The 25,987-nt window shown below is 66.6% G+C and carries 27 protein-coding genes; 10 read left to right on the plus strand and 17 right to left on the minus strand.

Translation table 11 applies throughout. The features are described 5' to 3' along the window. Nucleotides 1-45: 45 nt before the first annotated feature. Nucleotides 46-867: a methyltransferase domain-containing protein gene (locus tag JOE31_RS00845; RefSeq protein WP_209741710.1), complete on the minus strand. Its 822-nt coding sequence runs from the start codon at nucleotides 865-867 to the stop codon at nucleotides 46-48. Between the two features lie 50 nt (nucleotides 868-917). Next, a complete protein-coding gene (locus tag JOE31_RS00850) occupies nucleotides 918-1,289 on the minus strand; it encodes an STAS/SEC14 domain-containing protein (protein WP_209741711.1) in 372 nt (123 codons plus the stop codon). 106 nt (nucleotides 1,290-1,395) lie between these two features. Here JOE31_RS00850 and JOE31_RS00855 point away from each other — a divergent pair, with 106 nt between their 5' ends. After that, a complete protein-coding gene (locus JOE31_RS00855) occupies nucleotides 1,396-3,039 on the plus strand; it encodes an ATP-binding protein (protein ID WP_245198872.1) in 1,644 nt (547 codons plus the stop codon). A gap of 67 nt (nucleotides 3,040-3,106) precedes the next feature. Here JOE31_RS00855 and JOE31_RS00860 read toward each other — a convergent pair whose 3' ends face one another. Beyond that, entirely contained in the window at nucleotides 3,107-3,262 is a 156-nt protein-coding gene (locus JOE31_RS00860) for a hypothetical protein (RefSeq protein ID WP_209741713.1), read from the minus strand. A 163-nt stretch (nucleotides 3,263-3,425) separates the two neighbouring features. Between JOE31_RS00860 and JOE31_RS00865 the strand changes: the two genes are divergently transcribed. The 3 genes from JOE31_RS00865 to JOE31_RS00875 all read left to right on the plus strand — a co-directional run bounded on the left by JOE31_RS00865 (nucleotide 3,426) and on the right by JOE31_RS00875 (nucleotide 6,430). After that, nucleotides 3,426-4,436 carry a hypothetical protein gene (locus tag JOE31_RS00865; protein WP_245198873.1) on the plus strand — a complete coding sequence of 337 codons (1,011 nt, stop codon included), beginning with the start codon at nucleotides 3,426-3,428 and terminating at the stop codon, nucleotides 4,434-4,436. Between the two features lie 127 nt (nucleotides 4,437-4,563). Then, a complete protein-coding gene (locus JOE31_RS00870; protein ID WP_209741715.1) occupies nucleotides 4,564-4,902 on the plus strand; it encodes an STAS/SEC14 domain-containing protein in 339 nt (112 codons plus the stop codon). After that, nucleotides 4,892-6,430 carry a bifunctional diguanylate cyclase/phosphodiesterase gene (locus tag JOE31_RS00875; protein ID WP_209741716.1) on the plus strand — a complete coding sequence of 513 codons (1,539 nt, stop codon included), beginning with the start codon at nucleotides 4,892-4,894 and terminating at the stop codon, nucleotides 6,428-6,430. The genes JOE31_RS00870 and JOE31_RS00875 overlap by 11 nt, the downstream gene beginning before the upstream one ends. Here the strand turns inward: JOE31_RS00875 and JOE31_RS00880 are convergent. The 7 genes from JOE31_RS00880 to JOE31_RS00910 form a co-directional block, all read right to left on the minus strand. Beyond that, on the minus strand, nucleotides 6,427-7,209 hold the full coding sequence (locus tag JOE31_RS00880; RefSeq protein ID WP_209741717.1) for a glycerophosphodiester phosphodiesterase: 783 nt from the start codon (nucleotides 7,207-7,209) through the stop codon (nucleotides 6,427-6,429). The genes JOE31_RS00875 and JOE31_RS00880 overlap by 4 nt on opposite strands. Before the next feature lie 13 nt (nucleotides 7,210-7,222). Next, on the minus strand, nucleotides 7,223-8,041 hold the full coding sequence (locus JOE31_RS00885) for an HAD family hydrolase (RefSeq protein WP_209741718.1): 819 nt from the start codon (nucleotides 8,039-8,041) through the stop codon (nucleotides 7,223-7,225). A gap of 83 nt (nucleotides 8,042-8,124) precedes the next feature. Beyond that, the gene (locus JOE31_RS00890; protein ID WP_209741719.1) at nucleotides 8,125-8,634 is read right to left on the minus strand and encodes a YbhB/YbcL family Raf kinase inhibitor-like protein; all 510 of its coding nucleotides are present in this window, start codon (nucleotides 8,632-8,634) and stop codon (nucleotides 8,125-8,127) included. A gap of 11 nt (nucleotides 8,635-8,645) precedes the next feature. After that, the gene (locus JOE31_RS00895) at nucleotides 8,646-9,668 is read right to left on the minus strand and encodes a carbohydrate kinase (RefSeq protein ID WP_209741720.1); all 1,023 of its coding nucleotides are present in this window, start codon (nucleotides 9,666-9,668) and stop codon (nucleotides 8,646-8,648) included. Nucleotides 9,669-9,701: 33 nt separating this feature from the next. Continuing rightward, nucleotides 9,702-11,066, minus strand: coding sequence for a rhodanese-like domain-containing protein (locus tag JOE31_RS00900; protein WP_209741721.1), 1,365 nt, complete (start codon nucleotides 11,064-11,066; stop codon nucleotides 9,702-9,704). Nucleotides 11,067-11,174: 108 nt separating this feature from the next. After that, entirely contained in the window at nucleotides 11,175-12,527 is a 1,353-nt protein-coding gene (gene nhaA, locus JOE31_RS00905) for a Na+/H+ antiporter NhaA (protein WP_209741722.1), read from the minus strand. Between the two features lie 134 nt (nucleotides 12,528-12,661). After that, a complete protein-coding gene (locus JOE31_RS00910) occupies nucleotides 12,662-13,456 on the minus strand; it encodes an alpha/beta hydrolase (protein ID WP_209741723.1) in 795 nt (264 codons plus the stop codon). A 255-nt stretch (nucleotides 13,457-13,711) separates the two neighbouring features. Between JOE31_RS00910 and JOE31_RS00915 the strand changes: the two genes are divergently transcribed. The 4 genes from JOE31_RS00915 (at nucleotide 13,712) to JOE31_RS00930 (ending at nucleotide 17,801) form a co-directional block, all read left to right on the plus strand. Further along, nucleotides 13,712-14,818 (plus strand): GTP pyrophosphokinase family protein, encoded by a 1,107-nt coding sequence (locus JOE31_RS00915; RefSeq protein ID WP_209741724.1) that lies wholly within the window; start codon nucleotides 13,712-13,714, stop codon nucleotides 14,816-14,818. Nucleotides 14,819-14,824: 6 nt separating this feature from the next. Continuing rightward, entirely contained in the window at nucleotides 14,825-16,327 is a 1,503-nt protein-coding gene (locus JOE31_RS00920) for a SulP family inorganic anion transporter (protein WP_209741725.1), read from the plus strand. A gap of 108 nt (nucleotides 16,328-16,435) precedes the next feature. Beyond that, nucleotides 16,436-16,630: a YegP family protein gene (locus JOE31_RS00925; RefSeq protein WP_011689974.1), complete on the plus strand. Its 195-nt coding sequence runs from the start codon at nucleotides 16,436-16,438 to the stop codon at nucleotides 16,628-16,630. A 115-nt stretch (nucleotides 16,631-16,745) separates the two neighbouring features. Next, complete coding sequence (locus tag JOE31_RS00930; protein WP_209741726.1) at nucleotides 16,746-17,801, plus strand: bile acid:sodium symporter family protein; 1,056 nt, start codon at nucleotides 16,746-16,748, stop codon at nucleotides 17,799-17,801. A gap of 4 nt (nucleotides 17,802-17,805) precedes the next feature. Here the strand turns inward: JOE31_RS00930 and JOE31_RS00935 are convergent, their stop codons facing one another. Genes JOE31_RS00935 through JOE31_RS21405 form a run of 3 tightly spaced genes read right to left on the minus strand, consistent with a single transcriptional unit; the run spans nucleotide 17,806 to nucleotide 19,461 of the window. Then, complete coding sequence (locus tag JOE31_RS00935) at nucleotides 17,806-18,420, minus strand: TetR/AcrR family transcriptional regulator (protein WP_245198882.1); 615 nt, start codon at nucleotides 18,418-18,420, stop codon at nucleotides 17,806-17,808. 13 nt (nucleotides 18,421-18,433) lie between these two features. Next, nucleotides 18,434-19,141 (minus strand): PAS and ANTAR domain-containing protein, encoded by a 708-nt coding sequence (locus JOE31_RS00940; protein ID WP_209741727.1) that lies wholly within the window; start codon nucleotides 19,139-19,141, stop codon nucleotides 18,434-18,436. 5 nt (nucleotides 19,142-19,146) lie between these two features. Continuing rightward, nucleotides 19,147-19,461: a DUF1508 domain-containing protein gene (locus JOE31_RS21405; protein WP_245198885.1), complete on the minus strand. Its 315-nt coding sequence runs from the start codon at nucleotides 19,459-19,461 to the stop codon at nucleotides 19,147-19,149. A gap of 332 nt (nucleotides 19,462-19,793) precedes the next feature. On the opposite strand from JOE31_RS21405, the gene JOE31_RS00950 reads away from it, so the two are divergent. Together JOE31_RS00950 and JOE31_RS00955 are read left to right on the plus strand one after the other, a co-directional pair. Further along, the gene (locus tag JOE31_RS00950) at nucleotides 19,794-20,159 is read left to right on the plus strand and encodes a helix-turn-helix transcriptional regulator (RefSeq protein ID WP_209741728.1); all 366 of its coding nucleotides are present in this window, start codon (nucleotides 19,794-19,796) and stop codon (nucleotides 20,157-20,159) included. A gap of 78 nt (nucleotides 20,160-20,237) precedes the next feature. Continuing rightward, nucleotides 20,238-20,741 (plus strand): hypothetical protein, encoded by a 504-nt coding sequence (locus JOE31_RS00955; RefSeq protein ID WP_209741729.1) that lies wholly within the window; start codon nucleotides 20,238-20,240, stop codon nucleotides 20,739-20,741. Nucleotides 20,742-20,794: 53 nt separating this feature from the next. Here JOE31_RS00955 and JOE31_RS00960 read toward each other — a convergent pair whose 3' ends face one another. The 4 genes from JOE31_RS00960 to JOE31_RS00975 all read right to left on the minus strand — a co-directional run bounded on the left by JOE31_RS00960 (nucleotide 20,795) and on the right by JOE31_RS00975 (nucleotide 25,966). Then, nucleotides 20,795-20,980: a hypothetical protein gene (locus tag JOE31_RS00960; RefSeq protein WP_245198886.1), complete on the minus strand. Its 186-nt coding sequence runs from the start codon at nucleotides 20,978-20,980 to the stop codon at nucleotides 20,795-20,797. 84 nt (nucleotides 20,981-21,064) lie between these two features. Next, nucleotides 21,065-22,828, minus strand: a complete 1,764-nt coding sequence (locus JOE31_RS00965) for a biotin carboxylase N-terminal domain-containing protein (protein WP_209748040.1) — start codon at nucleotides 22,826-22,828, stop codon at nucleotides 21,065-21,067. Nucleotides 22,829-22,836: 8 nt separating this feature from the next. Then, entirely contained in the window at nucleotides 22,837-24,567 is a 1,731-nt protein-coding gene (locus tag JOE31_RS00970; protein WP_245198891.1) for a carboxyltransferase domain-containing protein, read from the minus strand. A 67-nt stretch (nucleotides 24,568-24,634) separates the two neighbouring features. Beyond that, nucleotides 24,635-25,966 (minus strand): MFS transporter, encoded by a 1,332-nt coding sequence (locus tag JOE31_RS00975; protein ID WP_209741730.1) that lies wholly within the window; start codon nucleotides 25,964-25,966, stop codon nucleotides 24,635-24,637. Between the last annotated feature and the right edge of the window lie 21 nt (nucleotides 25,967-25,987).

Consider the following 25,987-nt stretch of genomic DNA (forward strand, 5'->3'; position numbering starts at 1 on the left):
GCTCTGGACAATTAGCTGTACCCGGCCATCAGGGAGCATCATCCCTTAGTTCCGCGCCTCCAGCACCGCAAAGTACCCGGGGATGAGGTCGGACCGCGCGGGGTTGGACAACGGCATCGTCTCGATCGTCGTGGGACCCTCCTCGATCAGCTCCCAGCGGCTGGCCGGGAACGCCAGGCTCCGCTCCTTCGGGCCGAATCGTCCCGGCATCGGAAGCCCGCGAATGGCGCCTTCAAGCGGCGCAGGAATCGACCGGAGCGTTGCGCCGAGGTGCGAGACGTAGTCGATGGCGTTTCCCCGGAAGTCTGTTTCGGCCAGGAAGACGCGGCCGTTCGCGCCCGTGATGGCGCGGGCATTTTCGGCCAGCGCGATCCGGTCACGTTCGCCCAGGACGTGCAGCACGCCACGGATGAAAACATTCGCTCCGCCACCTGCCGGGCCTCCCGCCCCCGGCAGGGCAAGCTCCTCCAGCAGTCCGCTCCCCGCCCCGGACGCGGTCATGTCAGCGACGGCGTAGGAAACGTTCGCCAGCCCGGCAGACTCGGCCCGGGCACGCCGGACTGCATGCGCGGAAACGTCGACCCCCACAGCATGGGGGAAATGCCCGGCCAGCTGCCGGGTGAAGCTGCCGTTGCCGCACCCGATGTCCACAACCGGCAGCCCGGGGTCCAGGTGCTGTCGCAGCCTGTCCACATAACCGCGCATTTCGTGGTCGCTGCCGGAATCCCAGAGCACGTCGCCGGTGGCTCCCGTGGCTTTGACATTGGACCAGAACCGGTCCCAGGCAACATGATGGTCCCGCGGTGCGCCTGCGGATAAGCGAACCAGCTTGGGGACCAGCAGATACTTTTTCAGGGCGGCGAGCATGGTCCCAATATAAGGGCACCGGCGGTGACGTCCGGAGAAAGCGCCACGGGTCACGTCAGGGCAAGCCAGGTCAGTGCGTCCCGCTCAGACGTGAAGAACTTGGTGGGGCACGGCACCGAGTTGATGCCCAGGAAGAAATTGGCCAGGACCCTGTCGACCGGCGAGGACCCCAGCAGGGCTATCCGGGACGCCTGGCACGGACGGCCGAAAACTGCGCGGGCGCCGCGGGACACGTCGGCGGTCGTGGCCATGTCCACCAGCATGGGATGCCGGTCGTTGCCGCAGAGTTGGTTCACCCTGAGCATGGCGCGCTCCGCGTCCCCGGCCGTGATCACGGCAGCCCGCGGCCACGTCAGCCGGAGTAATCCGTCGGTCCCAAGCGTCAATTCCGCTTCCGTGCCCACCTCGCTGTCTCCAGACATATCCGCCCTTCCTCCCGCCAGGTGTCGCCGGCACGGAATGCGTGCCACTGATGTCACCCTACAATGTACTCAACCGGGGACCGAAGGGGGCAGTGTGGTAATTCAGATGGCGGAGAAATCACTCGTACCACGCACGGCCATCGTGGCGGATCCGGACAGCGGGCGCCGGTCCGCCACGGCCGGGGTCCTGGCAGCCGCGGGGTTCGAGGTCTCCACGGCCTCTAGCCACGAAATCCTGACCGGCCTCCTGGAACGGCACATGCCCAGCATCATCGTCGCGGACCATTCCTTTGGGGTCCCGCCGGCGGACGCGCCGGTGGACGCGCCGCTGCTGCTCCTCGTCGACCTCGCAGACGAATCCGCAGCGGACAGCCTGCGGACGCTGGGCATGGCGGACTACATCGCAAAGCCGGCCGCGCCGGACGAGCTGGTCCACCGGGCGGACGTCCTGATCAGCCGTGCGGCACAGCGCTCCGATGCCCGGCAAAGCGCTGAGCGGTTGCGCGAAAAGCTTCGCTTGGTGTCCTCCGCCATCCGCGCCACTCACGATCCACGCCTGATTTCGGATTGCCTGGTGACGGGATTCGGGGAGACGTTCGGTGCCGACCGCGTACTGTTCACCACGTTCGACGACGACCGCGTGCCCCGGATAGCCGCCGAGTGGCACCGCCCCGGCCTCGCCCCGGTCCCGGAGGGGCTGGGGCTGCAGGAGTCCTCCGCGCACCGCGTTGCGGACCGGCTGTGGTCGGAGGCCGAAGTACTTGCGGTGGAAGACCACCATGTCCACGAATGGTCCCCTGAGGACCAGGACCTGGCGGCCTGGTCTGAAGATATGGGCCCGTGGGCGTCCGCATTCGTTCCCGTGGGCGAGGGAAAGTCATCGCTGGGCGTCATCTGGATTGCGCAGTTGGACGAGCCGCGGGTCTGGACACGCACCGAAATCTCCCTGATCCAGCACGTTGCCGGCAACGTGGCCTACGGGCTCATCCAAAGCCATTTGATGAGCGCCCAGCAGCAGGTGGTCAAGCAGCTGCGGCAGCTTGACCAGGCGAAGACCGACTTCCTGGCCACTGTCAACCATGAGCTCCGGACCCCGCTGACATCCATCTCCGCCTACCTGGACATGATCCAGGACGGTGTGGGGGGTCCGGTGCCCGCGGAAGTGACCCGGATGCTGGACATCATTGTCAGGAACTCCGAGCGGCTCCGCCGCCTGATCGAAGATATGCTCACTGTTTCCCGCCAGGACTACGACGGCGCCAACCTTCACCTGGGCCCGGTGAGTCTGGGGCACACCCTGCAGATCGTCACGGTTGCGCTGCGTCCGCTGGCAGAACTGGGAGACGTTTCCATCTCCTTGGAGCTGTGTGACGGCGACCCGGCGATAATTGCCGATGAAGTCCAGCTGGAGCAGGTGTTTACCAACCTTGTTTCAAATGCCATCAAATTCACGCCACGCGGAGGCAGGATTGTTGTCAGTTGCCGCTTTGAGGCAATGACGGACGGTGAGCCGGGCGTAAATGTTCATGTCCGCGACACGGGGGTAGGAATCCCGGAAGAAGAAATCCCGCATCTTTTTACCCGGTTTTTCCGTGCCTCCAACGCAACATCCACTGCCGTGCCGGGCAGCGGCCTGGGACTCGCCATTGCACACGACATCGTAAAGTCGCACCGGGGGTTTTTGGCGGTCAGCTCCGAGCTCGGCGCGGGTACCACCATCACTGTTCAACTGCCCGTTTCCGGCCCGTAACGGGTAGCCGGACTTTAAACGAAACTGCCCCCGGAGATAAAATCCGGGGGCAGTCTTTCTTGCCGAACTAGTTGGGCCACCAACCGATGGAGGACTGGGTGGTCGTCGTCTTGCTGGAGCTGCTGACAGTTGTGTCCGACTTAGGAGCGGCATTGGCGGGTGCTGCAAATCCAGCGACAGCCAGAACGCCGGTGAGCAAGAATGTTGCGGCAATCTTCTTCATCCGTTGGTCCTTTCAATCAATTAGGTTCGATCATGCATTACGAGCGTCATTATACGGTCAGATCATCAACATAAAAGCCACGTAATACGAAAGTAATTGCCGGGACCGGACTGCGGCCAGGGCAGTCAGGGTGGATAATTGGCAAATGCCGTATCCCCGGAATTTGACTCCCTACGTAGTTGCCGAGCTGCAGGCCCGCGAAAGTGCCAAAAACCGCGATTATGCCGCTGCGAAAGCGCAGGCCGCGGCCGCCGCCGCCCTGGCTTTGGAGTCCGGGGATTTTTCCGGCTGGTGGAACATGATCTACCTCAAGGCAGAGTGCCTCCGTGACGAGGGCTCAATCTCCGAGTGCTTGGACGTGGCCAAGTCCCTCGCCGAATCCCCAATGTCAGCGGATCACGCCCTGCTGGCCGCCCGGGCCTACACGTTGCTGGCTGTGGCACAGCAAGGACTTGGCCGGCTCCCTGACGCCGTGTCATCCGCCGCAACAGCCGCCAACCTTGTGGCTGGCAACGCCGAGTACGTGTACCTCCATGTGGAAGCACAGCGCGCACTCATCGCCGCCCTGGCCGAGAGCCGCCGACTGGATGAGGCGTGGGATCAGTGCCTCCTTCTGGAGGGCCTGCTGACGGAACTTGTGGACGAGGACACCGCAGGCAAGGCCTATTGGGTGATCGGAAACGTCGCGTTCCTCACCGGCAGGGTCACGGACGGCGGGCGGTACCACGACATGGCCGCAGAGAGCCTTTCGCCGTCGAAGGACGTGGACCTCTGGGCCCGGTTCAACCGCGCGTCAGCGGTGATGCGGCTTGAGGCTGAACTCACCGGACCCGCGACGCTTCGCTGCATCGAACGGGCTGAACTCGCAACTGAAGTCGTCGGCGGCAGCGATCGCGACCTCCTCGAAATGTCCTTCGCCCGCGCGCACTGGAATTTCCTGACCGGCGACATGGCCACCGCCATCAACATGCTCAGGCCGCTCTGCACCGAAGCCGGAATTTTGGCCACCCAAACGGCCGGAGAAGCCTCTTTCCTGCTGGGAAGATCACTCCTTGCCAACGGTGAGCGCGACGAGGCGCTGCAGCGGCTGGCGGATGCCGCCGAGCTGTTCGACAATGCCGCCGCCTCGGAACGGAGCGCCCAGGTCCGCGCGTTTGCGGCTGATGTACGCTAACGCTCTCCGGACCCGGATGGACGGTGTATTTTAGTCGGAAGGCCTCACCGGAGTTTCGGTGGGGTGCGGGAGGCCAAACGGCTCCTCTCATATGTTCGGGGGATTGATGTCTAAGCCGCTTGGATTGATGCAGGAGCAGATTGTCCGGATCGTGCTTCCCCGGGACGAGCACTTGGACGAACACTCGGCACAGTTGCTGGCTGCCGGCCTCCAGGCGCCCCCGTCGGGCTCCCCGTTGGCCGTACTGATGGATGTGACGGACGTTGCGTCTGTAAGCCGGGCAGCGAGGGCCGTCTTCAGCAACGTGAGCACCGTGGCCGCGTGGGCGCTGCTGGGCCGGACTCCCGTGGACCGTATCCTGGCCCATTTCATCCTTGGCGGTGACTTCAAGTCCGGGCCGGCGAGCTACTTCACCTCTGAAATTGATGCACTCAAGTGGTTGAAGGAACACGCCCATGTTCACTGACGGCGATCCGCGCCTGGGCAAGCTGCTGGACGGAATCGTCCGCCTCGCCGCAGGAGAGCTGCACTCCAGGATTGAAGTGTCCCCCGCCAGGGACGAACTGGATGCCGTCATCATGGGAACCAACCTCCTCGCCGAGGATCTGCAGATTATGTACCAGGAGCTGGAACAGCGGGTGGAACTGCGCACCCGGCTGCTCAACGAGGCGCATCTCGAAATGCAGAAGATGGCACTCACAGACTCGCTCACGGGCCTGGCGAACCGTGCCGCCCTGGTCAGCGCCATTAACGACGCACTGGCGGAGGCAGGGCAGGGCGGCCTGCCGCCGGCACTCCTCCTGCTGGACCTTGACGCTTTCAAGGGCATCAACGACACCCTTGGCCACGCTGCCGGCGACCAGGTCCTGGCCGCCGTCGGGGAGCGCATCAAAGGCTCAGTCCGCGAAACAGACACAGTGGCCCGCCTGGGCGGAGACGAATTCGCCGTTCTGATGCCCGCCACCACCCTGGCCCGCGCCGCGGGCGCCGGCAACCGCATCCTCGCTTCCCTGGACGGCCAGGTGGAGCTCGAGAACGACGCCGTCCAGTGCGGTGCCAGCATGGGGCTGTGCATTGGTGGAAACGGCCAGAGCGCGGAACAGCTGCTCATCGAGGCTGATGTGGCCATGTACGCGTCCAAGGCCGGGGGCCGCAACCGGCTCAAGGTGTTCGAACCGGCAATGCTGCACGCCCGCCAGCTGCGCAGCCAGCTCATTGAGGACCTGCGGACGGCCATTTCCGGCTCGGAGCTGGTGCTTTTTTACCAGCCCGTGGTGGACCTGGCAACAGGGCGGATCGAAGGCGCGGAAGCCTTGGTCCGCTGGAAGCACCCGTCCCGGGGGATGGTGATGCCGGACGAATTCATTCCGCTGGCGGAAGACGCCGGACTCATTTCCGAGCTGGGCGGGTGGGTCCTACGCGCCGCCGTACGGCAGTTGAGGGACTGGCGGGCAGAGGGCCGTGCGGGCGACGAATTCTCCATGCGCATTAACATCTCCCCCACGGACCTGCAGCGCCTGGAGTTCATCGAAGAGGTCCGGGATGCCCTCAGCGAGGCGGAGCTCAACCCGGAACTGCTGGTCCTCGAGCTGACGGAAGGTGCCATCGTCAGCGGCAATGAACTGGACCGGTACTCCCTGAACAGCCTGCGGAAGCTGGGTGTGGGGCTGGAAATCGACGACTTCGGCACGGGCTACTCCTCCATCAGCTACCTGCGCAAGCTCCCCGTGGACAAGGTCAAAGTGGACCGCTCCCTCCTGAAGGACCTAGGGACGGACCCGGCCCAGCCAGCGCTGATAGCGGCAATCCTCCAGCTGATCCGGGCGTGCGGCCTCGAGGCGGTCTGGGAAGGCGTGGAAAACGCGGAACAGGCACAGCATCTTGCCAGCATTGGCTGTGTCAGCGCGCAGGGATATTACTTCGGCCGGCCGGTCCCTGCGGACGAGTTTGCAGCAGTGCTGGACGCACAGCGGGCGTCACGCCGCGACAGCTAGTCCCACTGCCCCCGGTCCTGGAGCACCTGTTTGAGGAGATCTGCCCGGTCGGTGACGATGCCGTCAACACCAAGGTCCAGGAGCCGGTGCATCTCCTCGGGGTCGTTGATGGTCCAGACATGGACCTGGAGACCGTGCCGATGGGCGCGGCGGACAAAGGCCGGCGTCACCACCCGGACGCCGCCGTAGCTGACCGGCACCTGAAGCGCGTGGACGCCGCGCAGGAGCCGACGGATGACCGGTGCCGGAAGCACCGGGCCCAACATTGTGAACAGGGCGTTGGAAACCATACCGGCCGACGCCGCGACCGGCCGGCTCAACCGTTTGACGACGGCCCGGCGCCGGCGGTCGGAGAAGCTCGCAATCAGTACCTGGTCGTGAACGCCGTACCTCTCAATCGCGGCGGCAAGGCCGGGCACCGAGTTCCAATCCTTGACATCAAGGTTTAGCCGCACGTCGGGGAAGGCCCGGACCATCTCCTCGAAGAGCGGGATGGGCTCCACGCCGCCGATCCGTGCCCGGGCAACGATCCCGGCAGGGAGCCGGGCGATGCGGCCCTGCCCGTCAGTGACGCGGTCTAGCGAGGGGTCGTGAAACACCAGGAGCACGCCGTCGGCGGTGGTGTGAACATCCATTTCCAGGTACCGGTAGCCGAGTTCGACGGCGGCGCGGAACGCCGACATCGAATTTTCCAGCCCGTCCGGAGAAAAACCGCGGTGCGCCATGGCAATCCGCGCGGAGGCGCTTCCGGCGGCGAAGAAGGGCTGGGACTCCGTCATTCCAGGCGCCTGACTAGACGGGCTTCACGCCAAGTCCGGCAAGCTTGGCTTCGAGAATCTGGGCCACGCCGTCGTCGTCGAAATGGGGCGCCTGCTGCCCCGCTGCCCGGATGGCCTCGGGGTGGCCGCTGGCCATTGCATAGCCGTCGCCGGCCCAGCGCAGCATCTCGATGTCGTTGGGCATGTCCCCGAAGGCCACCACATCAGCGGCCTCAATGCCCAGGGCGCCGGCGTATTCGGCCAGCGTCACGGCTTTGTTGACGCCCGGCAAAGCGAGCTCCAGCATGGCCACGGTGGGTGCCGAGTGGGTGGCCGAAGCGAGGTGCGCCACCGCGGGTGACACTTCGGCGAGGAAGTCGTCTGCGGTGCCTTCACGGACAATTGCCAGGAACTTCACCACGGCGTCGTCCGCGCTGAGGGTGCTGGCCAGCGGAGCGGGGGTGAACTCGGACAGGATTTCGCTGGAGTCGTTTTCGATGAAGCCCGGTTCCAGGTGGAAGCCGGTGAGGGTTTCCGCGGCGAACAGGGCGGACGGCCGCAGCTGCTTGATGATGCGGCGTGCTTCGAACACGGCGTCCAGGGCAAGCGAACGTGCGGACACCAGGCGGCCCGCCTCGAGGTCCCACACCACTGCGCCGTTCGAGCAGATCACCGTTCCCGCATGCCCCAACTGGTCCTCCAGGGGGTGCAGCCAGCGGGGCGGACGTCCGGTCACGAACACCAGTTCGACGCCGGCGTCACGGCACGCGTGGAAGGCGCGGATGGTCCGGTGGCTGATTTTGCCGTCATGCCCGAGGATCGTTCCGTCAATGTCACTTGCTACCAGCCGCATACTGTCAGTCTACGTTGGCCCGCCAGTGGCGGCGGCCCAGGATCCAGGCCCGGGCCTGACGCCCGGCGGGCGCGGCGGCGGGCTCAGCGCTCGAAGATGCCGGTGAGCGTTCCGCGGGCCAGCACGTGCCCGGCCAGCTTGGCTTCCAGCTTGGCCGGGCTGAACCCGGCTTCCAGGCCCAGGTGCTCCACGTCGAGGGCGTAGACGGTGGCGATGTAGCGGTGCGGACCGTGTCCGGGCGGCGGCGCGGCCCCCAGGTAGCCGTGGAAGCCGCCGTCGTTCTTCAACTGCATCGCACCGGCCGGAAGGAGCCGGCCGCCCTCGCCGCCCGCACCGGCGGGCAAGGACGTAGCGCCCGCGGGGAGGTCCAGCACGGCCCAGTGCCAGAAGCCGCCACGGCCCGGGGCATCGGGATCAAACACCGTGACCGCATAGCCCTTGGTTCCGGCCGGCGCACCGCTCCAGCTCAACTGCGGCGATTCATCCTTGCCGCCGGCGCGCATCTTGCCGCTGCGCTGGGCGGGCGGCAGGATCTGGCCGTCCCGGAAGGACTCGCTGGTGACGTGCAGGTTCGGGGAATCGTGGCGGGACATCTGCTGGCCTTTCAGTTGCTGGCGGAGTCGGCATTCCTCAGGTCGTCCCCGGCGAGCGCCGTGTCGCGCGCCAGGCCTTCGCGCTCCAGGCTTTCGAGCTCGAAGTGGTTGAGCTCCGCCCTGGTGGGCGGGTTGGCTCCGGGCCGGGACACGGTGACTGCCGCAGCCCACGCCGCATGGGCCAGCAGCTCACGGAGCGACTCGGCCGGCAGTTCACGCAGCTCCTTCCGGTTCTGCGCACCGTCCAGTCCGCGGTCCACCAGGCCGGAAATCAGTGCTGCCATAAAGGAATCCCCGGCACCCACAGTGTCCGCCACCTCCACCCTGGGCGCAGGGAACTCGGCTTCGCCGGCGGCGGTGATGCCCCAGGGGCCGGCCGCGCCGCGGGTCACCACCACCAGGGCGGGCCCCCCGGGACCGCCCAGGGAGAGCCAGCGCCGGGCCGAATCCAGCGCGTCCACACCGGGGTACAGCCACTCCAGGTCCTCGTCGGAAGCCTTCACGACGTCCGCGAGGCTGACGAACTTTTCCGCCTGCCTGCGGGCGTAGTCCACGTCGGTGATGATGGTGGGGCGGCAGTTGGGGTCGAAGCTGATGGTGGCGGACGGATGGGCGTGCTCGACGGCGGAAAGCACCTCGGCCGCGCCCGGCGCCAGCATGGTGGCAATGGAACCGGTGTGCACCAGGGTGGTGCCCTGCAGCATGAACGGCAGCCGGTCCGCGAGGCCGGGAAGTTCCCAGGCGAGGTCGAACGTGTAGCTGGCGGCGCCGTCGTCGTCTATCAACGCGGTGGCCACGCTGGTGGGCAGGGCATCCGGACCCTGCGGGACCATCACCGAGCTGGATTTCAGGTGGGCGGCCACGGACTCGCCGTAGGCGTCGCGCCCGAACCTGCCGATGAACTGCACGGGATGGTCCAGCCGCGCCAGTCCCACTGCCACGTTGAGCGGGCTGCCGCCCACGTGGGCCTCGACTCCCGAGGATCGCTGGACAACGTCAACAAGGCCTTCGCCAATAACTGTGAGCATGGTCATACTCTGCCAGAGAACGGGTGCGGGCGCTCCTGATTACGCCGACGGGCCCTTCTCCATGGGGACGCCGGCTTTACCGGCATCATCGAACCTCGCGTCCAGGTGGACCACGTCCCTGCCTGCACGCTGCAGCAGGCTGGCCGCCACTCCGGCACGGTAGCCGGTTCCGCAGTGGACCCACAGCTTGCCTGCCGGCACTTCGTCCATTCGGGTGAGGAGCTGGTGGATGGGAACGTTAACGGCGCCGGCCACGTGGGAGGCGGCAAACTCGTCCGTCCGCCGTACATCGAGGACCGTGTCACCGCCTGCCCGGCCGGCCAGCAGGCCGTCCCAGCCGACGCGCGGGTAGGAGTCGACCGCGGCGTCCGGCGCCAGTGCGTGCGGTTCGGTCCCGACGGCGGCATCCGGCGAATCGATGCCGATGCGGGACAGATCGCGGATGGCTTTTTCGACGTCGTCCCGCGAGCCGACGAGGGTAAGCTTCTCATCCCAGGGCAGGACCCAGCCCAGGTAGGTGGTGAAGTTGGAGCCGCTGCCGTATTCGAAGCTGACACTGCCCTTGAGGTGGTTGCTGGCAAACGCCACGCGGCGGCGGAGGTCGACCACCCATTCCCCGTCTTCCAGGCGGCGGGTGAGCTCGGCCGGGTCCACCGATTCCGGGACCGCGAGGTCCGCGGGACCCGGACCCTTGGCGTTCATGGCCCCCATGTGCGCGTAATACGCCGGGTACGCGGAGAGGTTGGCGATGAGTTCCTGGACGAAATGGTCCTCGTCCGGATCGGTCAGGGCATGGTTCGCGGTGAGCTGCTCACCGACAGTGGAGGAGCCGGAGCGGGTGGCCGGCCCGGACGAACAGAACGACCCGAAGCCGTGGGTGGGGAAGAGCGCTGCGTCATGCCGGGCCTCGGCCACGAGACGGCGCACGGAAGCATACTGGTCATGGGTCAGGCCGACCGTGTCGGACGCAGCCACGAGATCCGTCCGGCCGACTGAGCCGTAGAGCAGGCTGCCGCCGGAGAAGACAGCCTGCTTGTCGCCGTCGTCCACGATGAAGGACAGGTGCGTGTGGGTGTGGCCCGGAGTGGCCACGGCCCTTACGGTCAGCGCGCCCACGCGGACGGTCTGGCCGTCGGTGATGGCTTCGCGCTCGAACTGGACCGGGTCCGCGGCGTTGACCAGGTACGTCGCACCATGGGATGTGGCCAGTTCCAGGCCGCCGGTGACGTAGTCGTTGTGCACATGCGTTTCGGCGACGTGGGTGATGGTCACCCCCGCTTCGCGGGCGGCGGCCTCCACCCGGTCCGTGTCCCGCTGCGGGTCGATGACGAGTCCCACCGTGCCGTCGTGGACCAGGTAGCTCCGGTCCCCCAGCTGCGGGGTTTCGATGACAACAACGTCCATGGCATCCTCCTCGGGAGGTGACGGCGGCGCCGGGCGGGTTCGGCCCCGCGTCTGCCCTTAACTCGACCATACCCAGAGGGGTATGGCACAGCAAGGGGTTGCGGGCCGTCAGGCCTGGTTCTCGTGTTCGTAGACGTCCGGAATGCCGTCCTGGTCCGAGTCCACCTTCTCCAGCTCTTCCGCACGGCGGTACTGGCGGTTCCTGGTCCGCAGCACCACGGTGGCCAGGATGGCGGCAAGGAGCGATGCGGCCAGGATGCCTACCTTGGCGTGGTCATCGTGCAGGCTGCCGTGGCCGAAGCTGAGTTCCGCGACCAGCAGGGACACGGTGAAACCGATTCCGGCCAGCAATGAGACGCCAAAAACATCGATCCACTTGAAGGATCCGTCCAGCCGCGCCCTGGTGGCTTTGGTGAGGATCCACGTGGTGCCCATGATGCCGATCGGCTTGCCCAGGACGAGCGCCATGATGATGCCGATGGCCACGGGGTCAGCCAGGGCGGAACCCAGGCCTTCCCAGCCGCCTACGGCCACGCCGGCGGAGAAGAAAGCGAAGATGGGAACCGCCACGCCGGCGGAAATGGGACGGAAGCGGTGTTCGAAGATCTCCGCGAGGCCGGGGCCCGCTTCGGGACCCCCGCTGGCCTGGGACCGGAGCACCGGCACGGCGAACCCGAGCAGAACGCCCGCCACCGTGGCGTGGATGCCGGAGGCGTGCACCAGCGCCCAGGTGACGATGCCGAGCGGCAGCAGGATGGCCCAGGCAGCCATGAAATGGGCACCGAAGAAGCGGCGGTACTTCTGGGCCAGGAAGGCGTACAGGGCAAGCGGGATGAGGGCGAGCAGCAGCGGGGCCGCCTGGATGTCGCTGGAGTAGAAGAACGCGATGATGCTGATGGCAATGAGGTCATCCACCACTGCCAGGGTCAGCAGGAAAATGCGCAGGGCGCTGGGCAGGTGCGAGCCGATGATGGCCAGCACTGCGACGGCGAACGCAATGTCCGTTGCGGTGGGGATGGCCCATCCACGTAGGGTTTCCGGGCTGTAGATGTTCACGGCGGCGTAGATCAACGCGGGAACAATCACGCCGCCGGCCGCAGCCGCCACGGGCACGATCGATTTGTTGAGCTGGCGGAGGTCGCCGGCCACGAACTCACGCTTGAGCTCCAGGCCCACCAGGAAGAAGAAGATGGCCAGCAGTCCGTCGGCCGCCCAGGCGCCCAGGCTCAGCTCCAGATGCCAGGGCTCATAGCCGATTTTGTAGTCCCGCAAGGCGAAATAGCTGTCGGAGACCGGCGAGTTTGCCCAGATCAGGGCGATGACAGCCGCGGCCACCAAGAGGGCGCCGCCGACAGTTTCCTTGCGCAGGATCTCACCGATGCGCAGCGATTCGGCGTAGCTGCCGTAGCCAAGGACGGTACGTGGTTTGGCGTCGGGGGCGGGCGTAGGTGTGTGGCTCATGAAGCGTCCTAAACGTTGAGTCGACAAAATCATGCCGACCAGACTTCCCGGCGCACCTTGGACCAGTCTAGGCGACGGACTCCGCCGCGGGTTAAACGTGCCGGGCGGAAACGAAGCCGCCGGCGAGCGCCGCGTCAGCCGAGGAGTTCCTGCACTAGGTCCCGGCACTTCCGGTAGGCCGGCGTCTTGGGGTCAATCAGCGAGAAGTGGTCGCCGGGCACGTTGAGCAGCTGAACCGGCGCACCCGCGGCCTTGGCCGCGCTGGCGTAGGACAGGGACTGGCTTGCGGGCACATCGTCATCGTCGCTCCCGTGGACCGCGTAAACGGGGACACCCAGCGGGAGCGCGCTCATGGGGTCCACAAACTTGTGCCGTTTCGGGTACTTCGCTGACGAACCGCCCAGCAGGTTGCTGACCGCGCCGTTGCTGAGGTTCAGCTTTTCGGCGTCGGCCAGGTTCAGGAGCCCGGCCTGGCTGACCACCCCGGTAAGGTGCACCGCGCCGTCGTCGTTCTTCCGCTGCAACTGGCGGTCAGCGTCCGGCGCGCCTAGCTGCCCCAGGCGGGAACGGCCGGCCGCCCAGACTGCAAGGTGCCCGCCGGCCGAGTGGCCCAGCGCCACCACTCTTTCGAGGCCCAGCCCGTGCATCGCGGCAACGTCCCGGAGCTTGTCGATGCCCGCCAGCACGTCCTCGAAGGTGTGCGGCCAGCCGCCGCCGTTGCCGGCGCGCCGGTACTCCAGGTTCCAGGCCGGCATCCCGTGCATGGCGAGGTCCCTGGCCAGCGGTTCGCCCAACTCGGCGCCGTACTGCGAGCGCCAGTACCCGCCGTGGATGACCACCACCACGCCCCGGGTTCCAGGGGCGTCCGGCAGGAAGAGTTCACCCCATTGGCTGGGGTCGTCGCCGTATTGGTACTTGTGCCGCTTCACTGCGTCCTCCTTCGGGCCCGACGAACAGGAAGCGGACAGTGCCCCCAGTGTCACCGCCGCGGCAGCGCCCAGCCCCGTTGAAAGAAGGGTCCGACGCCGCACATCAGCCATGTGCCGAGCCTACCTTGGGTGCCGGACAGCTTTGCGCCAGGGGGTTCGACGGCGGCGTCGTGCACCGCGCGCCGGCGCCACGGACCGAACAGCCGCGAAGGTGTCACCCGCGCGGCTGTCGCAGGCCGCCCGTAAGCTGGAACCATGGCTACCAACTGGGACCGCCTGGACGCAGGCCTGCGCGAATCCGTGCAGGAAAACGTGGAGCTCTACGAACGGGTCCGCCCTGCCCTGAAGCTGGTCACCCGGGAAGTCCTGCTCACGCTGCGCAGCATGCTCAAGGACACCGAGGTGACGCCCCTGTTCGTCACCGGCCGCACCAAAACGGTGGAGTCCTTCAAGGAGAAGATTTCCCGCACGGAGAAGCCACTGGAACCGGGCGGCCCGCCCGTGCTGAAGTTCCCCGATCCGTTCCGGACCCTGAACGACATGGTGGGCGTCCGGGTCATCACCAAGCTACCGGCGGAGAACGCGGTGGTGGCAAACCTGATCAAACGCCAGCGCCAGCTCTTTGACTGCCGCGGCGACCGCGAGAAGGACATCGGCTCCATCGAGTCCGGCACCTACGGCTACTCCAGCCGCCACCTGATCCTGCGGACCATCCAGAACGAAGCCGTCAAGGACTACCAGAAGGTGTTCAACCCGGACCTCCAGCCCAACGGCAGCTACTTTTTCGAATGCCAGATCCGCACCGTCTTTGCCCACGCCTGGAGCGAGATCGAGCACGACATCCGTTTCAAGGCCGAGGACCCCCGCGCCTGGACCCCGCATTTTGACCGCCAGTTCACGGCCACGGCGGCCATGCTGGAAACCGTGGAAACAGCCTTCGCGGACCTGCACGAACGCTACGAAGAAGTCCGCGGCTACTGGGACACGGACGGCGAAGGCGGTGCGCAGCTCACCCCGAACCGGATCCGCGACGTCTGGCGGACACTTCTTCCGCACGTTGACCGTAAAGTGGATGATGACTGGGGCTGGGCAGCCGAACTCATGGCCGCCCACGGCCTCAACCAGACCGTGCAGCTCGCAGAGCTGCTCAGCGCCAACCGGATCACCGAAGTCCGCAAGGCCCTGGACCACAGGTACTCCCCTGGGCCCGACCGGCTGCTGGATGACCTGCTGCTGTGGCAGTACGGCACCAAACACATTGACCTCACCGCGGAGGCGCCCGACGCCGTTCCGCACCCCCGGCGCGACAGCCTCCTGCGGCGGCTGAAACAGATCGAGCGCTACCGCCAGACCAAGCTCTAGGACACCATGAAGCCCGAACAACTCCAGTCCGTCCGGGCTACGCTCCGTTCCCCGCGCCGGCTCAAGACGGAAGCCCTCGCCGGACTGGTGGTGGCGCTGGCCCTCATCCCCGAGGCGATTGCATTCTCCGTCATTGCAGGCGTTGATCCCCGGATCGGGCTGTTCGCGTCCTTCACCATGGCGGTGACCATCTCCTTCGTGGGCGGCCGGCCTGCCATGATCTCCGCGGCCACCGGTGCGGTTGCCCTGGTGATCGCCCCGCTGATGCGGAGCCACGGCCTGGACTACCTGATCGCAGCGGTGATCCTGGCCGGGGTCTTTCAGATCCTCCTGGCACTCCTGGGCGTCACCAAACTCATGCGCTTCATTCCGCGCTCAGTGATGGTGGGGTTCGTCAACGCACTGGCCATCCTCGTGTTCATGGCGCAGCTGCCCGAGCTGATCAACGTGCCGTGGCTCGTCTATCCCCTGGTGGCGGTTGGCTTGGTGATCGTGATTGCCCTGCCGCGGCTCACGTCAGCGATACCCTCCCCGCTCGTGGCGATCGTGGCCCTGACGCTGTTTGCGGTGTTCGCCAAGATCGACGTACCCGCTGTCCGGGACAAAGGCCAGCTTCCGGAAAGCCTGCCCACGTTCTTCATTCCCAACGTGCCGCTAACGCTGGAAACCCTCCAGATCCTCGCCCCCTTCGCGCTCTCCATGGCGCTGGTGGGCCTGCTGGAATCCCTGATGACGGCCAAGCTTGTTGACGACATCACGGACACCCGCTCGAACAAGACCCGCGAGTCCTGGGGCCAGGGCGTGGCGAACATCGTCACCGGCTTCCTGGGCGGCATGGGCGGCTGCGCCGTGATCGGCCAAACCATGATCAACGTCAAAGGGTCCGGTGCCCGGAGCAGGGTCTCTACGTTCCTTGCCGGCGTCTTCCTGCTGGTCCTGGTGGTGACGCTGGGCGATGTTGTGGGGCTGATCCCCATGGCAGCGCTCGTGGCCGTGATGATCTTCGTCTCCGCCATCACGTTCGACTGGCACTCCATCGCCCCGAAGACTCTCAAGCGGATGCCCAAGTCCGAAACAGCGGTCATGCTGATTACGGTGGGCACCGTGGTGGCCACCCACAACCTCGCCATTGGGGTGGGCGTCGGAGTCCTGGCGGCCATGGCCATGTTCGCCCGGCGCGTTGCCCATTTCGCCACGGTCGAACGGACCGAGATCGAGCTCAATGGCGAGACCGTGGCAACGTACACGGTGGACGGAGAGCTCTTCTTCGCCTCCTCCAACGACCTCTACACCCAGTTCGAATACGCCCGCGATGCCGCACCCACGGTGGACCGCGTCATCATCGATCTGCACGCCTCGCACCTGTGGGACGCGTCCACCATCGCCGTGCTGGACGCCGTCACCGAGAAGTATCGGCGGCACGGCAGGGAAGTGGAGCTGATCGGCCTGAACTCCGCAAGCACCCAGATGCGTGAACGGCTCGCCGGGAAGCTCAACGCCGGGCACTGACCGGACACAAATCGTTGTGTAGTTTATGTGACAAGTATTGTCATCTAGGCTGGTAAGGGAGCAGCCTGCGACCACCTGGCAGGCGCACCACCTTGGGGGAGGTCCAGCATGGCAGGAAAATTCGAACTCGTCGCCGCGGAACAAGGCGGCGTCCGCATCCGGCTCGTCAACGGCGCAGGCAACATCCTGGCCGTCTCAGGAATCTACCGCGACAGCGCTGCGGCCGCTTCCGGCGTCACGGAGATTCGCGAGCACGCGGCCACTGCGCACATCGCCGATTACAGCGGCCCGCCGGCCCAGTAGCTCCGCGCCATGGGCCGCCCGGTAGCGGGACAGCCGGCGGTGCGCCTGCGACATAAATGTCAGACGTCTGTTCACGAACTGGCCGGATCAAGGGTCGGGGTGTGAGCATTATTGGATGCTTGAGGCAACCAAATCCCACGAACACCCCAAGGCCGGCACTGAAGCTGATGCCGCCGGACTGAATCCGGCACTGGCCGCAGAGGCAAAAATCGCGCGAATCGCGGTCACGGTCTTCCCGCTGCTGGTGGTCGCTGCCGGCGTTGCCGGCTTCCTGCTGCCCGGCGCCTTCAAGCCGATGGCCCCAGGCGTCCCGTACCTGCTGGGCGTCATCATGTTCTGCATGGGCCTGACCCTCACCCCGCCGGACTTCGCCTCCGTGGTGAAGCGGCCCTGGGCCGTGGTGCTGGGCATCGTGGCCCACTACGTGATCATGCCGGGTGCCGGATGGCTGATTGCCGTGGCACTCAACCTCCCGCCCGAACTGGCCGTGGGCCTCATTCTGGTGGGCTGCGCACCGTCCGGCACCGCCTCCAACGTGATGGCCTTCCTGGCCAAGGGCGACGTTGCCCTCTCGGTGGCCGTCGCCTCCGTCTCCACACTGATCGCCCCGATCGTCACTCCCCTGCTGGTTCTCTTCCTGGCCGGATCCTTCCTGCAGATCGACGCCGGAGCGATGGTCCAGGACATCGTCAAGACCGTCCTCCTGCCGGTAATTGCAGGCCTGCTGGCACGGCTGTTCCTCAAGAAGCTCGTGGCGAAGGTGCTTCCGGCACTCCCGTGGGCCTCCGCCGTCGTGATTTCCCTGATTGTGGCGATCGTCGTGGCCGGCAGCGCCAGCAAGATTGTGGCCGCAGGCGGCATCGTGTTCCTCGCCGTGGTGCTGCACAACGGCTTTGGCCTGGGCCTTGGATACCTCGCCGGAAAGCTCGGCAGGCTGGATGACAAGGCCCGCCGCGCGCTGGCCTTTGAAGTCGGCATGCAGAACTCCGGGCTGGCCGCCACCTTGGCCACCGCGCACTTCAGTCCGCTGGCCGCACTGCCCTCCGCGGTGTTCTCGCTGTGGCACAACATCTCGGGCGCGATCGTGGCCGCATGGCTGGCCCGGCGCCCGCTGAGCGATGCCCCTGGCCGCGATGCCCTCTTTCACGGCGCAGCCGCCCGGGACGCCTAAGCGCTCAGTTCCGGTGGTGCTCGATCAGCCAGCCGGCCATCTGCTGGGCCCGCTTTGATGCCAGGAAGTCCCCTTCGGTGGCCGAGATGATCGAGCCCTTCATCAGGATGTGCCAGGACCGGGCGAATTCTTCGGTGCGATTCAGCCCGGCTTCCTCCGCCAAGGCCTGGATGTGGCCGCGGATCCTGGTGAGGTAGCCGATGCTCGCCTTCCCCAGCGGATGGTCGGGACCCATTTCCAGCAGGACATTGATGAAAGTGCACGCTTCGAAGTCGTCCCGGTGGAACCAGTCGCCGAACACGTCGAAGATGGCGAGCAGCCGCTCCTCGGGGGTGGCGCCGCGGCGCCGGGCTTCGGAGACGATGAGGTCCACGGTCCAGACCTGGTCACGGAGCGCCAGGAAGGCCAGGACCAGGGCATCCTTGGACGGGAAATGCCGGTAGAACGTCGCCTTGGCCACGCCGGAGCGGCTGATGAGTTCGTTGGTCCCTACATCGCGGATCCCGCGGCGGGAAAACAGCTCATAAGCGGTGGCAAGAATGCGGTCCACGGGGTCATCGCGGCCCGCCATTGCCTGGGCGGGCAGCAGGGTGGAACGGTTGGCGTCGTCGGCAGTCATCGTAGAAGGAATTTTACATGGAGCGCTGTTGACGCCTCCCCTCAGGTCCGTGGACGCCGATTGTTCCGGGCCGGCGTCCGGCAGGTCCGCGGTGGAGTGCCTTCACGAAACGGTCCAGCAGTGCGGGGTCCTTGGCGTTGTTGGCCAGGGCCACGAGGTCGGCTGCGGTCCTGGCCAGCTTGATGTTGCTGTGCTGGCTGTGGGCGACGAGCAGCTTGAACGCCTCCTCCGATCCGATGCGCAGGGCCCCCATCAGGATGCCTTTGGCCTGCTCTATGGTGCTGCGGCTCGCGCTGGCCGCTGTAACGGCGGCCCTGGCGAACTGCTCCGTCTCGCGCTGCAGCATCTTGGTGAGGTCTATCACGAAGGCGTCAATGTGGCTCAGCCTGCCCGCCTGGTCAAGCACGCCCTCGCCCGTCGTCAGGATCCTGTGCTCGCGCAGGCGCGCGTCAATGAGCCTGTCGTAGCTGAAGAAGCTTCCCCCGGCGTTCCGGATTCGGGTCAAGATCTCCAGGCCGCGGCTTCGGTCGTCGGGATGCTTGTGCGAGAGCAGCAGGTCCAAGGTGGGCACGATCTCGCCGCGGCGATATCCGTGAATGTGGAAGAGCTCCTCGGACCAGTCGAGCTTGCCGGTCACCGCGTCATACCGGAACGTCCCGGCGATGCAGTCCCCGGCAGCAAGGAGACTGGAGTGCGCCTGCGGGACCTTCCGCGCGGTCACGGGGCTCACCACGCAGGGAAATCGGCGACGGCGGCCGGGCGCCTGAGCGATTGCCGCCAGCGGAGAAGAATCTGGCCTTTCCGGACCGCCGCCCGCCCCCGAACGGCGCGGGCTGCGGCGGACACCCGGCCCGGCTTCGGCGCCGGGACTTCAGTGACAAAGCCCATGCCTGCGTACTCGCGCACCGCGGCGATCCCGGCTACTGCGGCCCTCTTGTCGGGGAACGGCCTCGAGAGCGCCATGACCGTGCCGTCGGGTGCTGTCAGTTGAAATCTGAAGGAAGTGTCTGAGTCGGCGAATAGTTCGAACATTCCTGCCATTGAGCCCTCCCGGAACCTGGGGTCACGCCACTCCCGGTGACGCCGTTGTCAGCGGAAGCAGCCTGAATCCATCCATGGGTAGCCGGCCGCTTCTGAACAGCCGGTTCGAATTGATGAATTCATGAAATTCTGAACTACTCAACGCATCCGCGCAAGGGGTGCCCACGGACTAAATCCAGCGATCATCCCAAACCGGCCGGGGCTACGATATACATGCACATCACGCCAACTGGCCGTGCGGGCGAGACAGACTTTTCTGTCTGGCATAAGCTGTATTCGTTGAACAAGCGTTATGGTTATCGCCCGGCTGTGGACGGAGGAAGGGAAGCCCGATGAAGGACGAGTTGCCCGCAGGTCTGGTCCTGAGTGATGTAAAGGCCGAACTTTTCAAGTCCATGGGACACCCTGTACGGATCCAGGTCCTGGAGATGCTGGCCGACGGCCCCGTGGCCGTCAGCCGCCTGCGCGACGACACCGGGCTGGAACCTTCGAACCTCTCCCAGCACCTTGGCGTGCTCCGCCGCCAGCGCCTGGTCATCCCTTCGCGCCAGGACGGCCGGCTGTTTTACGAACTGTCCTGCCCCGAGGTGAGCAGCCTCCTCCTCTCGGCGCGCTCACTGCTGGGCACCGTCCTGCAGTCGACCCGGCTGACCCTGAAGTCCGTGGACGTACCCGCGAAGGAAGCGGTGGGCGGCTAGCCTCGCCGGCAACTCACACGGGGCGGCACCTTAGGGTCTTCTGCAGATTCCCTTCGGTATCCGTGTGAGGATGAAGCTGTGAGCCCCGTTCCCAAGCGTGCCGGTCTGTTGTTCGATTCCGGCCGGATGTTCTACGGCCGGCTGCCCCGGGCCATCGTCGGCGGCAGCGCCTTACTGTTAGTAGGAATCCTGCTGGCAATCGCCCTCACCGACGCGCTGCAGTCGGAACCCGTGGCATGGACTTCCATTTCATGCGCGCTCATCCTGATCACTTTCCTGGCGTTCGGCTTCTCCAGGATCCAAGTCCTCGAAAACGAAGTGCGGTTGCGCTGGTTTCCGTTCTACCGCCGCAGGATTCCCATTGCGGCGATCCGGCGTGCCGCCCCGACAACAGTCCACGGCCTGCGTTACGGATTCGGGCTGCGGTTCGGCGCCTTTGGGCTGGGAATCATCCAGGATACGGGGCCTGCCGTCCAGCTCGACGCCGGGCGGGGATATCTGCTGAGCCTTGGGTCAGCGGACCGCCAGGCACGGTTCCTCGCAGCGCTGGCGGCTGCGGGCGTCAACGTCCAGCGCTTCTAACACCGGGTGCATTCTGCCCGCAGGTGTTCAAATCGCGGGCGACCTACGCCTTTTCAACCCACTGGGCGCGCCATACCGGCGCTTCGAATGCCTCGCTCCAATAGGCCGTTTCTTTGGCAATGGGGCCAATGCATCAGCGCATCATCATGAAACAGCTCGTCCATAACCTCGATGTGACGGTCATTGATACAAGCAATAAGCGGATTGACGACAGTCTCGTTCGCAATGGTTTCATCCATGATTCCGACCTGTTTCCTGGAGGGCTTGGTGTTTAGTTTTACGCACCACGGCATTTGGGCCCTCGCGCGAGCCGCGGAATTCACCTAGCCGATCAGCGCGAGCACCGCCCCGGCACTGACCACGCCGCCGGCCTCGGTGCGGATGCCGGTCACCGTTCCGTCGCGGTGCGCCGTCACCTGCGTTTCCATCTTCATGGCTTCAAGAACGACGACGGCGTCCCCCGCCGACACTTCGGCGCCCGGCTCCACGAGCCACTTCACGACGGTTCCGGCCATGTCAGCGCGCAGCTCGCCGGGGTCGGCGGCGAAACCGGCGGCAGCACCGCCGTCGGACGTTCCCTCCAGCGAGACGCCGGCGGGGAGGGCTCCGCCCGAGCGTGCCCAGCCGTCCAGCAGGTCAGCGGGCAGCCCGACTGCCAGGCGGCGGCCGTCCAGTTCGACGGTGATGGTGCGGCGTTCGCCGTCGGGGGCGGTTGTGCTGTAGCCCGGATCGGCCGGGATGCGGTCCGCGAAGTCCGTTTCAATCCAGCGGGTGTGGATGCCCAGCCCGGTCTCAGAGGTGAAATCCGGCGATTCGAGCACGGCGCGGTGGAACGGCAGCACCGTGGCCACGCCGGTGATCTCGATTTCGGCGAGCGCGCGGCGCGCCCGGCGTAGGGCCTGCTGCCGGTCCGCTCCCGTGACGATCAGCTTGGCAAGGAGCGAGTCGAACTGCGGTGCGACGAAGGACCCGGAGCGGACACCGGTGTCCAGGCGGATGCCCGGGCCGGTGGGGGCGTGGAACTCGGCGATGGTTCCGGGCGAGGGCAGGAAGCCGCGCCCCACGTCCTCGGCGTTGAGTCGGAACTCGAAGGAGTGGCCGCGGGGCTCAGGGTCCGCGGTGATGCGCAGGGCTTCGCCGTCAGCGATCCGGAACTGCTCCTGGACCAGGTCGATCCCCGTGGTTTCCTCGGTGATGGGGTGCTCCACCTGAAGCCGCGTATTCACTTCCAGGAACGCGACAGTTCCATCCGCGGCAACAAGGAACTCCACGGTGCCGGCGCCGGAGTAGCCGGCTTCCCGGCAGACCGCCTTCGCGGCGCTGTAAATCTGCCGCCGCTGATCGTCGCTGAGGAACGGTGCGGGTGCTTCCTCCACGAGCTTCTGGTGCCGGCGCTGCAGGGAGCAGTCGCGGGTCCCGACGACGACGACGTTGCCGTGGGTATCGGCAAGGACCTGCGCTTCGACGTGCCGCGGACGGTCCAGGTAGCGTTCCACGAAGCATTCGCCGCGGCCGAAGGCTGCCACGGCTTCGCGTACTGCGGAGTCGAAGGATTCCTCGATCTCGTCCATGTTCCGGACCACCTTGAGCCCGCGGCCGCCGCCGCCGAAGGCCGCCTTGATGGCGATAGGCAGGCCGTGCTGCTCGGCGAAGGCGCGGGCTTCCGCAGCCGAATCCACGGGACCGTCGCTTCCGGCCACGAGGGGGGCGCCGGCGCGGACAGCGATTTCGCGGGCGGTGATCTTGTTGCCCAGCTGCCGGATGGCTTCCGGCGCGGGCCCGATCCAGGCCAGCCCGGCGTCCAGCACTGCCTGCGCGAAATCGGCGTTCTCGGACAGGAAGCCATAGCCGGGATGGACGGCGTCAGCACCTGACCTGGCAGCCACCCCAAGCAGCTTGGGGATGTTCAGGTAGGTATCCGCCGGGGAGTTACCGTCAAGGCTGAAGGCCTCGCTGGCAGCGCCTACGTGCATGGCATCGGCGTCGATATCCGCGTACACGGCGACGGATTCCAGCTGTGCATCGTCGCAGGCTCGGGCAATCCGGACGGCGATCTCACCACGGTTGGCAATCAGGACCTTGCGCATCAAGTTACTCACTTTTCTTGGGAAGTCTGTTCGGGGGACGTCTGTACAGAGGCAGCCTGCTCCGGGGCGGCCGGTGCGGAGGAAGCCTGTTCGGGAACAACGCGGAAGCGGATGCTGCCGCCGATCGGCACCTGGGCGGCAAGGTCCAGTTGGTGGTCCACCACCACGCCGATCACCGGGTAGCCGCCCGTGATCGGGTGGTCTGCCAGGAAGAGCACGGGAAGGCCCTCGGGCGGGAGCTGGATGGCCCCGGCCACGGTGCCTTCGCTGGGCAGTTCGCCTTGCCGGCTGCGTTGCAGCGGGGTGCCGTCCAGCCTCATGCCCACCCGGTTGGACTGCGGCTTCACCACCCAGTCCTGCCCGCACAGGGAGTCGATGGCGGCCTGGTCGAACCAGTCGGCCCGCGGTCCCAGCACGATGTCCAGGACGGTGACGCCGTCCCCGGGGAAGTCCGGCTGGAGTTCGGGGCTGCCCACGACGCCGGATTCGGTGACGTCGCCGGATGCCAGCAGCTGGCCCGCGGCGAGCGGAGCAGGCCCGATGCCGGACATCGTGTCGGTGGAACGGCTGCCCAGCACCGGCGCGGTGTCCACCCCGCCGCGGACGGCCAGGTAGCTGCGGAAACCGGACTCCGGTGCACCGAGGGTAAGGATTTCGCCGTCGAGCAGGGCAAACGGGGTGGCCATGGGGACGATGCGCTGCCGGGCAGGCTTGCCGGCGTCGTAACCCTCGCCGGATTCAGCGTCCGGTTCAGCGTCCGGCGGCGAATCAATGGTCAGTGCCGACGGCGCCCCGGCGACGGCCAGGACCTGGTCCCCGACGGCCTGGACCCGTAGACCGCCGGCCACGCTTTCGATGGCTGCGGCGGACGAACCGTTGCCCACCAGCCGGTTGGCCCGGCGTAGCGAAGCACGGTCCAGCGCGCCGGCGGCAGAGACGCCCAGGGCGGAGTGGCCGTGCCGGCCAAGATCCTGGATGAGGCTTTGCAGCCCGGGTGAAACGACCCGCAGCCCGGAACGTGTTTCCTGGCCCGGCAGCTCCTCCGGCGTTCCTGCGGCCGGTGCGGCTTCGGACGCTGCGGGCTCCGGTGCCATGGTCACAACTTCGCGGACGGCGCGGAACTGGACCCGGTGCCCCGGGCTGGCCAGGGCCGGTTCGGCCCGGTCGAGGTCCCACATGCGGGCGCCGGTGCGGCCGATCAGCTGCCAGCCACCCGGGGACCTGCGCGGATACACCGCCGAATAGTTGCCTGCCAGGGCCACGGATCCGGCGGGCACGGCAGTGCGCGGTGAGCTCCGGCGCGGCACTTCGAGGGTCTGGTTCTCCCCCACCATGTAGCCGAAACCGGGTGCGAACCCGGCGAAAGCCACCGTCCAGACCTGGCCGGTGTGGGCTTTGATGACGCCTTCCGCCCCCAGGCCGGTGAGCCGTCCCACTTCGGCGAGGTCCTCGCCGTCGTACACGGTGTCGATGAACACCAGGCCGCCGTCCTGTTTGGCCCGGGCGGTGAGGTCCAGCTCCAGCAGGAGCGCGCCCATGCGGCGGGCAGCCGCCGGCGAGTCCGCGCGGACCATGACGGTCTGCGCTGCCGCCAGCACGTCCACCTGGCCCGGCAGCGGCGATTCCAGGAGCAGGGTCTGGAGGGCGAGGACCTCCTGCGTTCCGGGGAGCTCCGCGAGCACCGCACGCGTGCCGACGGGCCGGACCGAGAGGACCTTGTGGACGGTCAGGGTTTCCATAGCTGCTGCTTTCATCGTTGCCGGGGGCGTGAACGGGATTTCGTGCCGGTCAGGTTTCCCGCACCGGCTAGGCGTGGGAGTCCGCCAGGAGGCGCTCTTCTTCAGCGGTCTGCGGGTTCCGGCCGAGGGCCAGGCCCACCACGGTAACTGCTGCTGCCACCAGGAGATAGGCCGCAATCAGGAACCAGTCTCCGGAGACTGCGTAGAGGGCGGTGAAGATCAAGGGTGCCACGGCTCCGCCGATAACGCCGGCCAGGGTATAGGCCAGCGAGCTGCCGGCGTAGCGCAGGCGGGCCGGGAACTGCTCGGTGATGTAGGCGGCCTGCGGGCCGTACATAAAGGCGTGGAACGCCAGTCCGATCACCACGCCGATGATGAGCATCAGCACGGACTTGCCCTCGATCATGAGGAAGAACAGCGGGATGTAGAGGGCGGTGCCCACCGCGGCGATGCCGTAGACGAGGCGGCGGTTGAAGCGGTCCGTAAGGGCACCGGCCAGCGGGATCAGGAACAGCTGGAACGCCGAGCCGATCAGGATGGCGGTGAGGACGTTGCCGGTGGTCAGGCCGAGTTCCTTCGTGGCATAGACGGCCACGAACACGGTGAACAGGGCGTAGAGGACGTCCGGGCAGACCCGGGACAGGGCGGCGGCAATAAGCGCGCGGGGTTCCCTGGTGAACACCTCGGTGATGGGGGCCTTGGGCTGTTCGCCGTGGGCCGCGATGGCCTTGAAGACAGGGGTTTCCTCGAGCTTGAGGCGGATGATCAGGCCGAAGACCACCAGCAGGGCGGAGGCGAGGAAGGCTACGCGCCAGCCCCAGGAGAGGAAGGCTTCCGTGCTAAGCGTGGCTGCGAGCACGGCCAGGACGCCATTGGCCATCAGGTTGCCGGCGGGTGGGCCGATCTGGGCCGCGGAGGACCAGAAGCCGCGCTTGTTCGCATCACCGAATTCGCTGGAGAGCAGGACGGCACCGCCCCATTCGCCGCCGACGCCGATGCCCTGGGCCAGGCGCAGGAGCACCAGGATGGTGGGGGCTGCCACGCCGATCACGGAGTAGTCGGGGAGCAGGCCGATGAGGACAGTGGCGACGCCGATCAGCATCAGGGTGACCACGAGGATGTGCTTGCGGCCGATTTTGTCACCCAGGCGGCCGAAGATGACCCCGCCGATGGGCCGCGCCAGGTAGCCCACGGCGAAAGCCGAGAAGGAGAGCAGGAGTCCGACGAACTCGTCATTGCCCGGGAAGAAGATCTTGGGGAAGACCAGCGCCGAGGCCACCGAGTATATGGCGAAGTCGTAGTACTCCAGCGAGGTGCCGGTGAGGCTGGCGATATAGGCCTTCAGGGCGCCGGGCGGAATCTTCCGGCCGGTGCGGGCGGCCGAGTGGTGTGTGGTCATGATCTGTCCTTCAAGGGTGCG

It is taken from the genome of Arthrobacter sp. PvP023 (assembly GCF_017832975.1).
Classification (GTDB): domain Bacteria; phylum Actinomycetota; class Actinomycetes; order Actinomycetales; family Micrococcaceae; genus Arthrobacter.

What these genes read in the sequence shown, in the direction of transcription:
- JOE31_RS00845 (WP_209741710.1), bottom strand. Translation starts at nt 867, where the DNA reads ATGCTCGCCGCCCTGAAAAAGTATCTGCTGGTCCCCAAGCTGGTTCGC.
- JOE31_RS00900 (WP_209741721.1), bottom strand. Translation starts at nt 11,066, where the DNA reads ATGGACGTTGTTGTCATCGAAACCCCGCAGCTGGGGGACCGGAGCTAC.
- JOE31_RS00895 (WP_209741720.1), bottom strand. Translation starts at nt 9,668, where the DNA reads ATGACCATGCTCACAGTTATTGGCGAAGGCCTTGTTGACGTTGTCCAG.
- JOE31_RS00935 (WP_245198882.1), bottom strand. Translation starts at nt 18,420, where the DNA reads ATGACTGCCGACGACGCCAACCGTTCCACCCTGCTGCCCGCCCAGGCA.
- JOE31_RS00930 (WP_209741726.1), top strand. Translation starts at nt 16,746, where the DNA reads ATGCTTGAGGCAACCAAATCCCACGAACACCCCAAGGCCGGCACTGAA.
- JOE31_RS21405 (WP_245198885.1), bottom strand. Translation starts at nt 19,461, where the DNA reads ATGGCAGGAATGTTCGAACTATTCGCCGACTCAGACACTTCCTTCAGA.
- JOE31_RS00925 (WP_011689974.1), top strand. Translation starts at nt 16,436, where the DNA reads ATGGCAGGAAAATTCGAACTCGTCGCCGCGGAACAAGGCGGCGTCCGC.
- JOE31_RS00920 (WP_209741725.1), top strand. Translation starts at nt 14,825, where the DNA reads ATGAAGCCCGAACAACTCCAGTCCGTCCGGGCTACGCTCCGTTCCCCG.
- JOE31_RS00975 (WP_209741730.1), bottom strand. Translation starts at nt 25,966, where the DNA reads ATGACCACACACCACTCGGCCGCCCGCACCGGCCGGAAGATTCCGCCC.
- JOE31_RS00850 (WP_209741711.1), bottom strand. Translation starts at nt 1,289, where the DNA reads ATGTCTGGAGACAGCGAGGTGGGCACGGAAGCGGAATTGACGCTTGGG.
- JOE31_RS00875 (WP_209741716.1), top strand. Translation starts at nt 4,892, where the DNA reads ATGTTCACTGACGGCGATCCGCGCCTGGGCAAGCTGCTGGACGGAATC.
- JOE31_RS00915 (WP_209741724.1), top strand. Translation starts at nt 13,712, where the DNA reads ATGGCTACCAACTGGGACCGCCTGGACGCAGGCCTGCGCGAATCCGTG.
- JOE31_RS00890 (WP_209741719.1), bottom strand. Translation starts at nt 8,634, where the DNA reads ATGTCCCGCCACGATTCCCCGAACCTGCACGTCACCAGCGAGTCCTTC.
- JOE31_RS00970 (WP_245198891.1), bottom strand. Translation starts at nt 24,567, where the DNA reads ATGGAAACCCTGACCGTCCACAAGGTCCTCTCGGTCCGGCCCGTCGGC.
- JOE31_RS00960 (WP_245198886.1), bottom strand. Translation starts at nt 20,980, where the DNA reads ATGGATGAAACCATTGCGAACGAGACTGTCGTCAATCCGCTTATTGCT.
- JOE31_RS00950 (WP_209741728.1), top strand. Translation starts at nt 19,794, where the DNA reads ATGAAGGACGAGTTGCCCGCAGGTCTGGTCCTGAGTGATGTAAAGGCC.
- JOE31_RS00880 (WP_209741717.1), bottom strand. Translation starts at nt 7,209, where the DNA reads ATGACGGAGTCCCAGCCCTTCTTCGCCGCCGGAAGCGCCTCCGCGCGG.
- JOE31_RS00855 (WP_245198872.1), top strand. Translation starts at nt 1,396, where the DNA reads ATGGCGGAGAAATCACTCGTACCACGCACGGCCATCGTGGCGGATCCG.
- JOE31_RS00870 (WP_209741715.1), top strand. Translation starts at nt 4,564, where the DNA reads ATGCAGGAGCAGATTGTCCGGATCGTGCTTCCCCGGGACGAGCACTTG.
- nhaA (WP_209741722.1), bottom strand. Translation starts at nt 12,527, where the DNA reads ATGAGCCACACACCTACGCCCGCCCCCGACGCCAAACCACGTACCGTC.
- JOE31_RS00860 (WP_209741713.1), bottom strand. Translation starts at nt 3,262, where the DNA reads ATGAAGAAGATTGCCGCAACATTCTTGCTCACCGGCGTTCTGGCTGTC.
- JOE31_RS00965 (WP_209748040.1), bottom strand. Translation starts at nt 22,828, where the DNA reads ATGCGCAAGGTCCTGATTGCCAACCGTGGTGAGATCGCCGTCCGGATT.
- JOE31_RS00885 (WP_209741718.1), bottom strand. Translation starts at nt 8,041, where the DNA reads ATGCGGCTGGTAGCAAGTGACATTGACGGAACGATCCTCGGGCATGAC.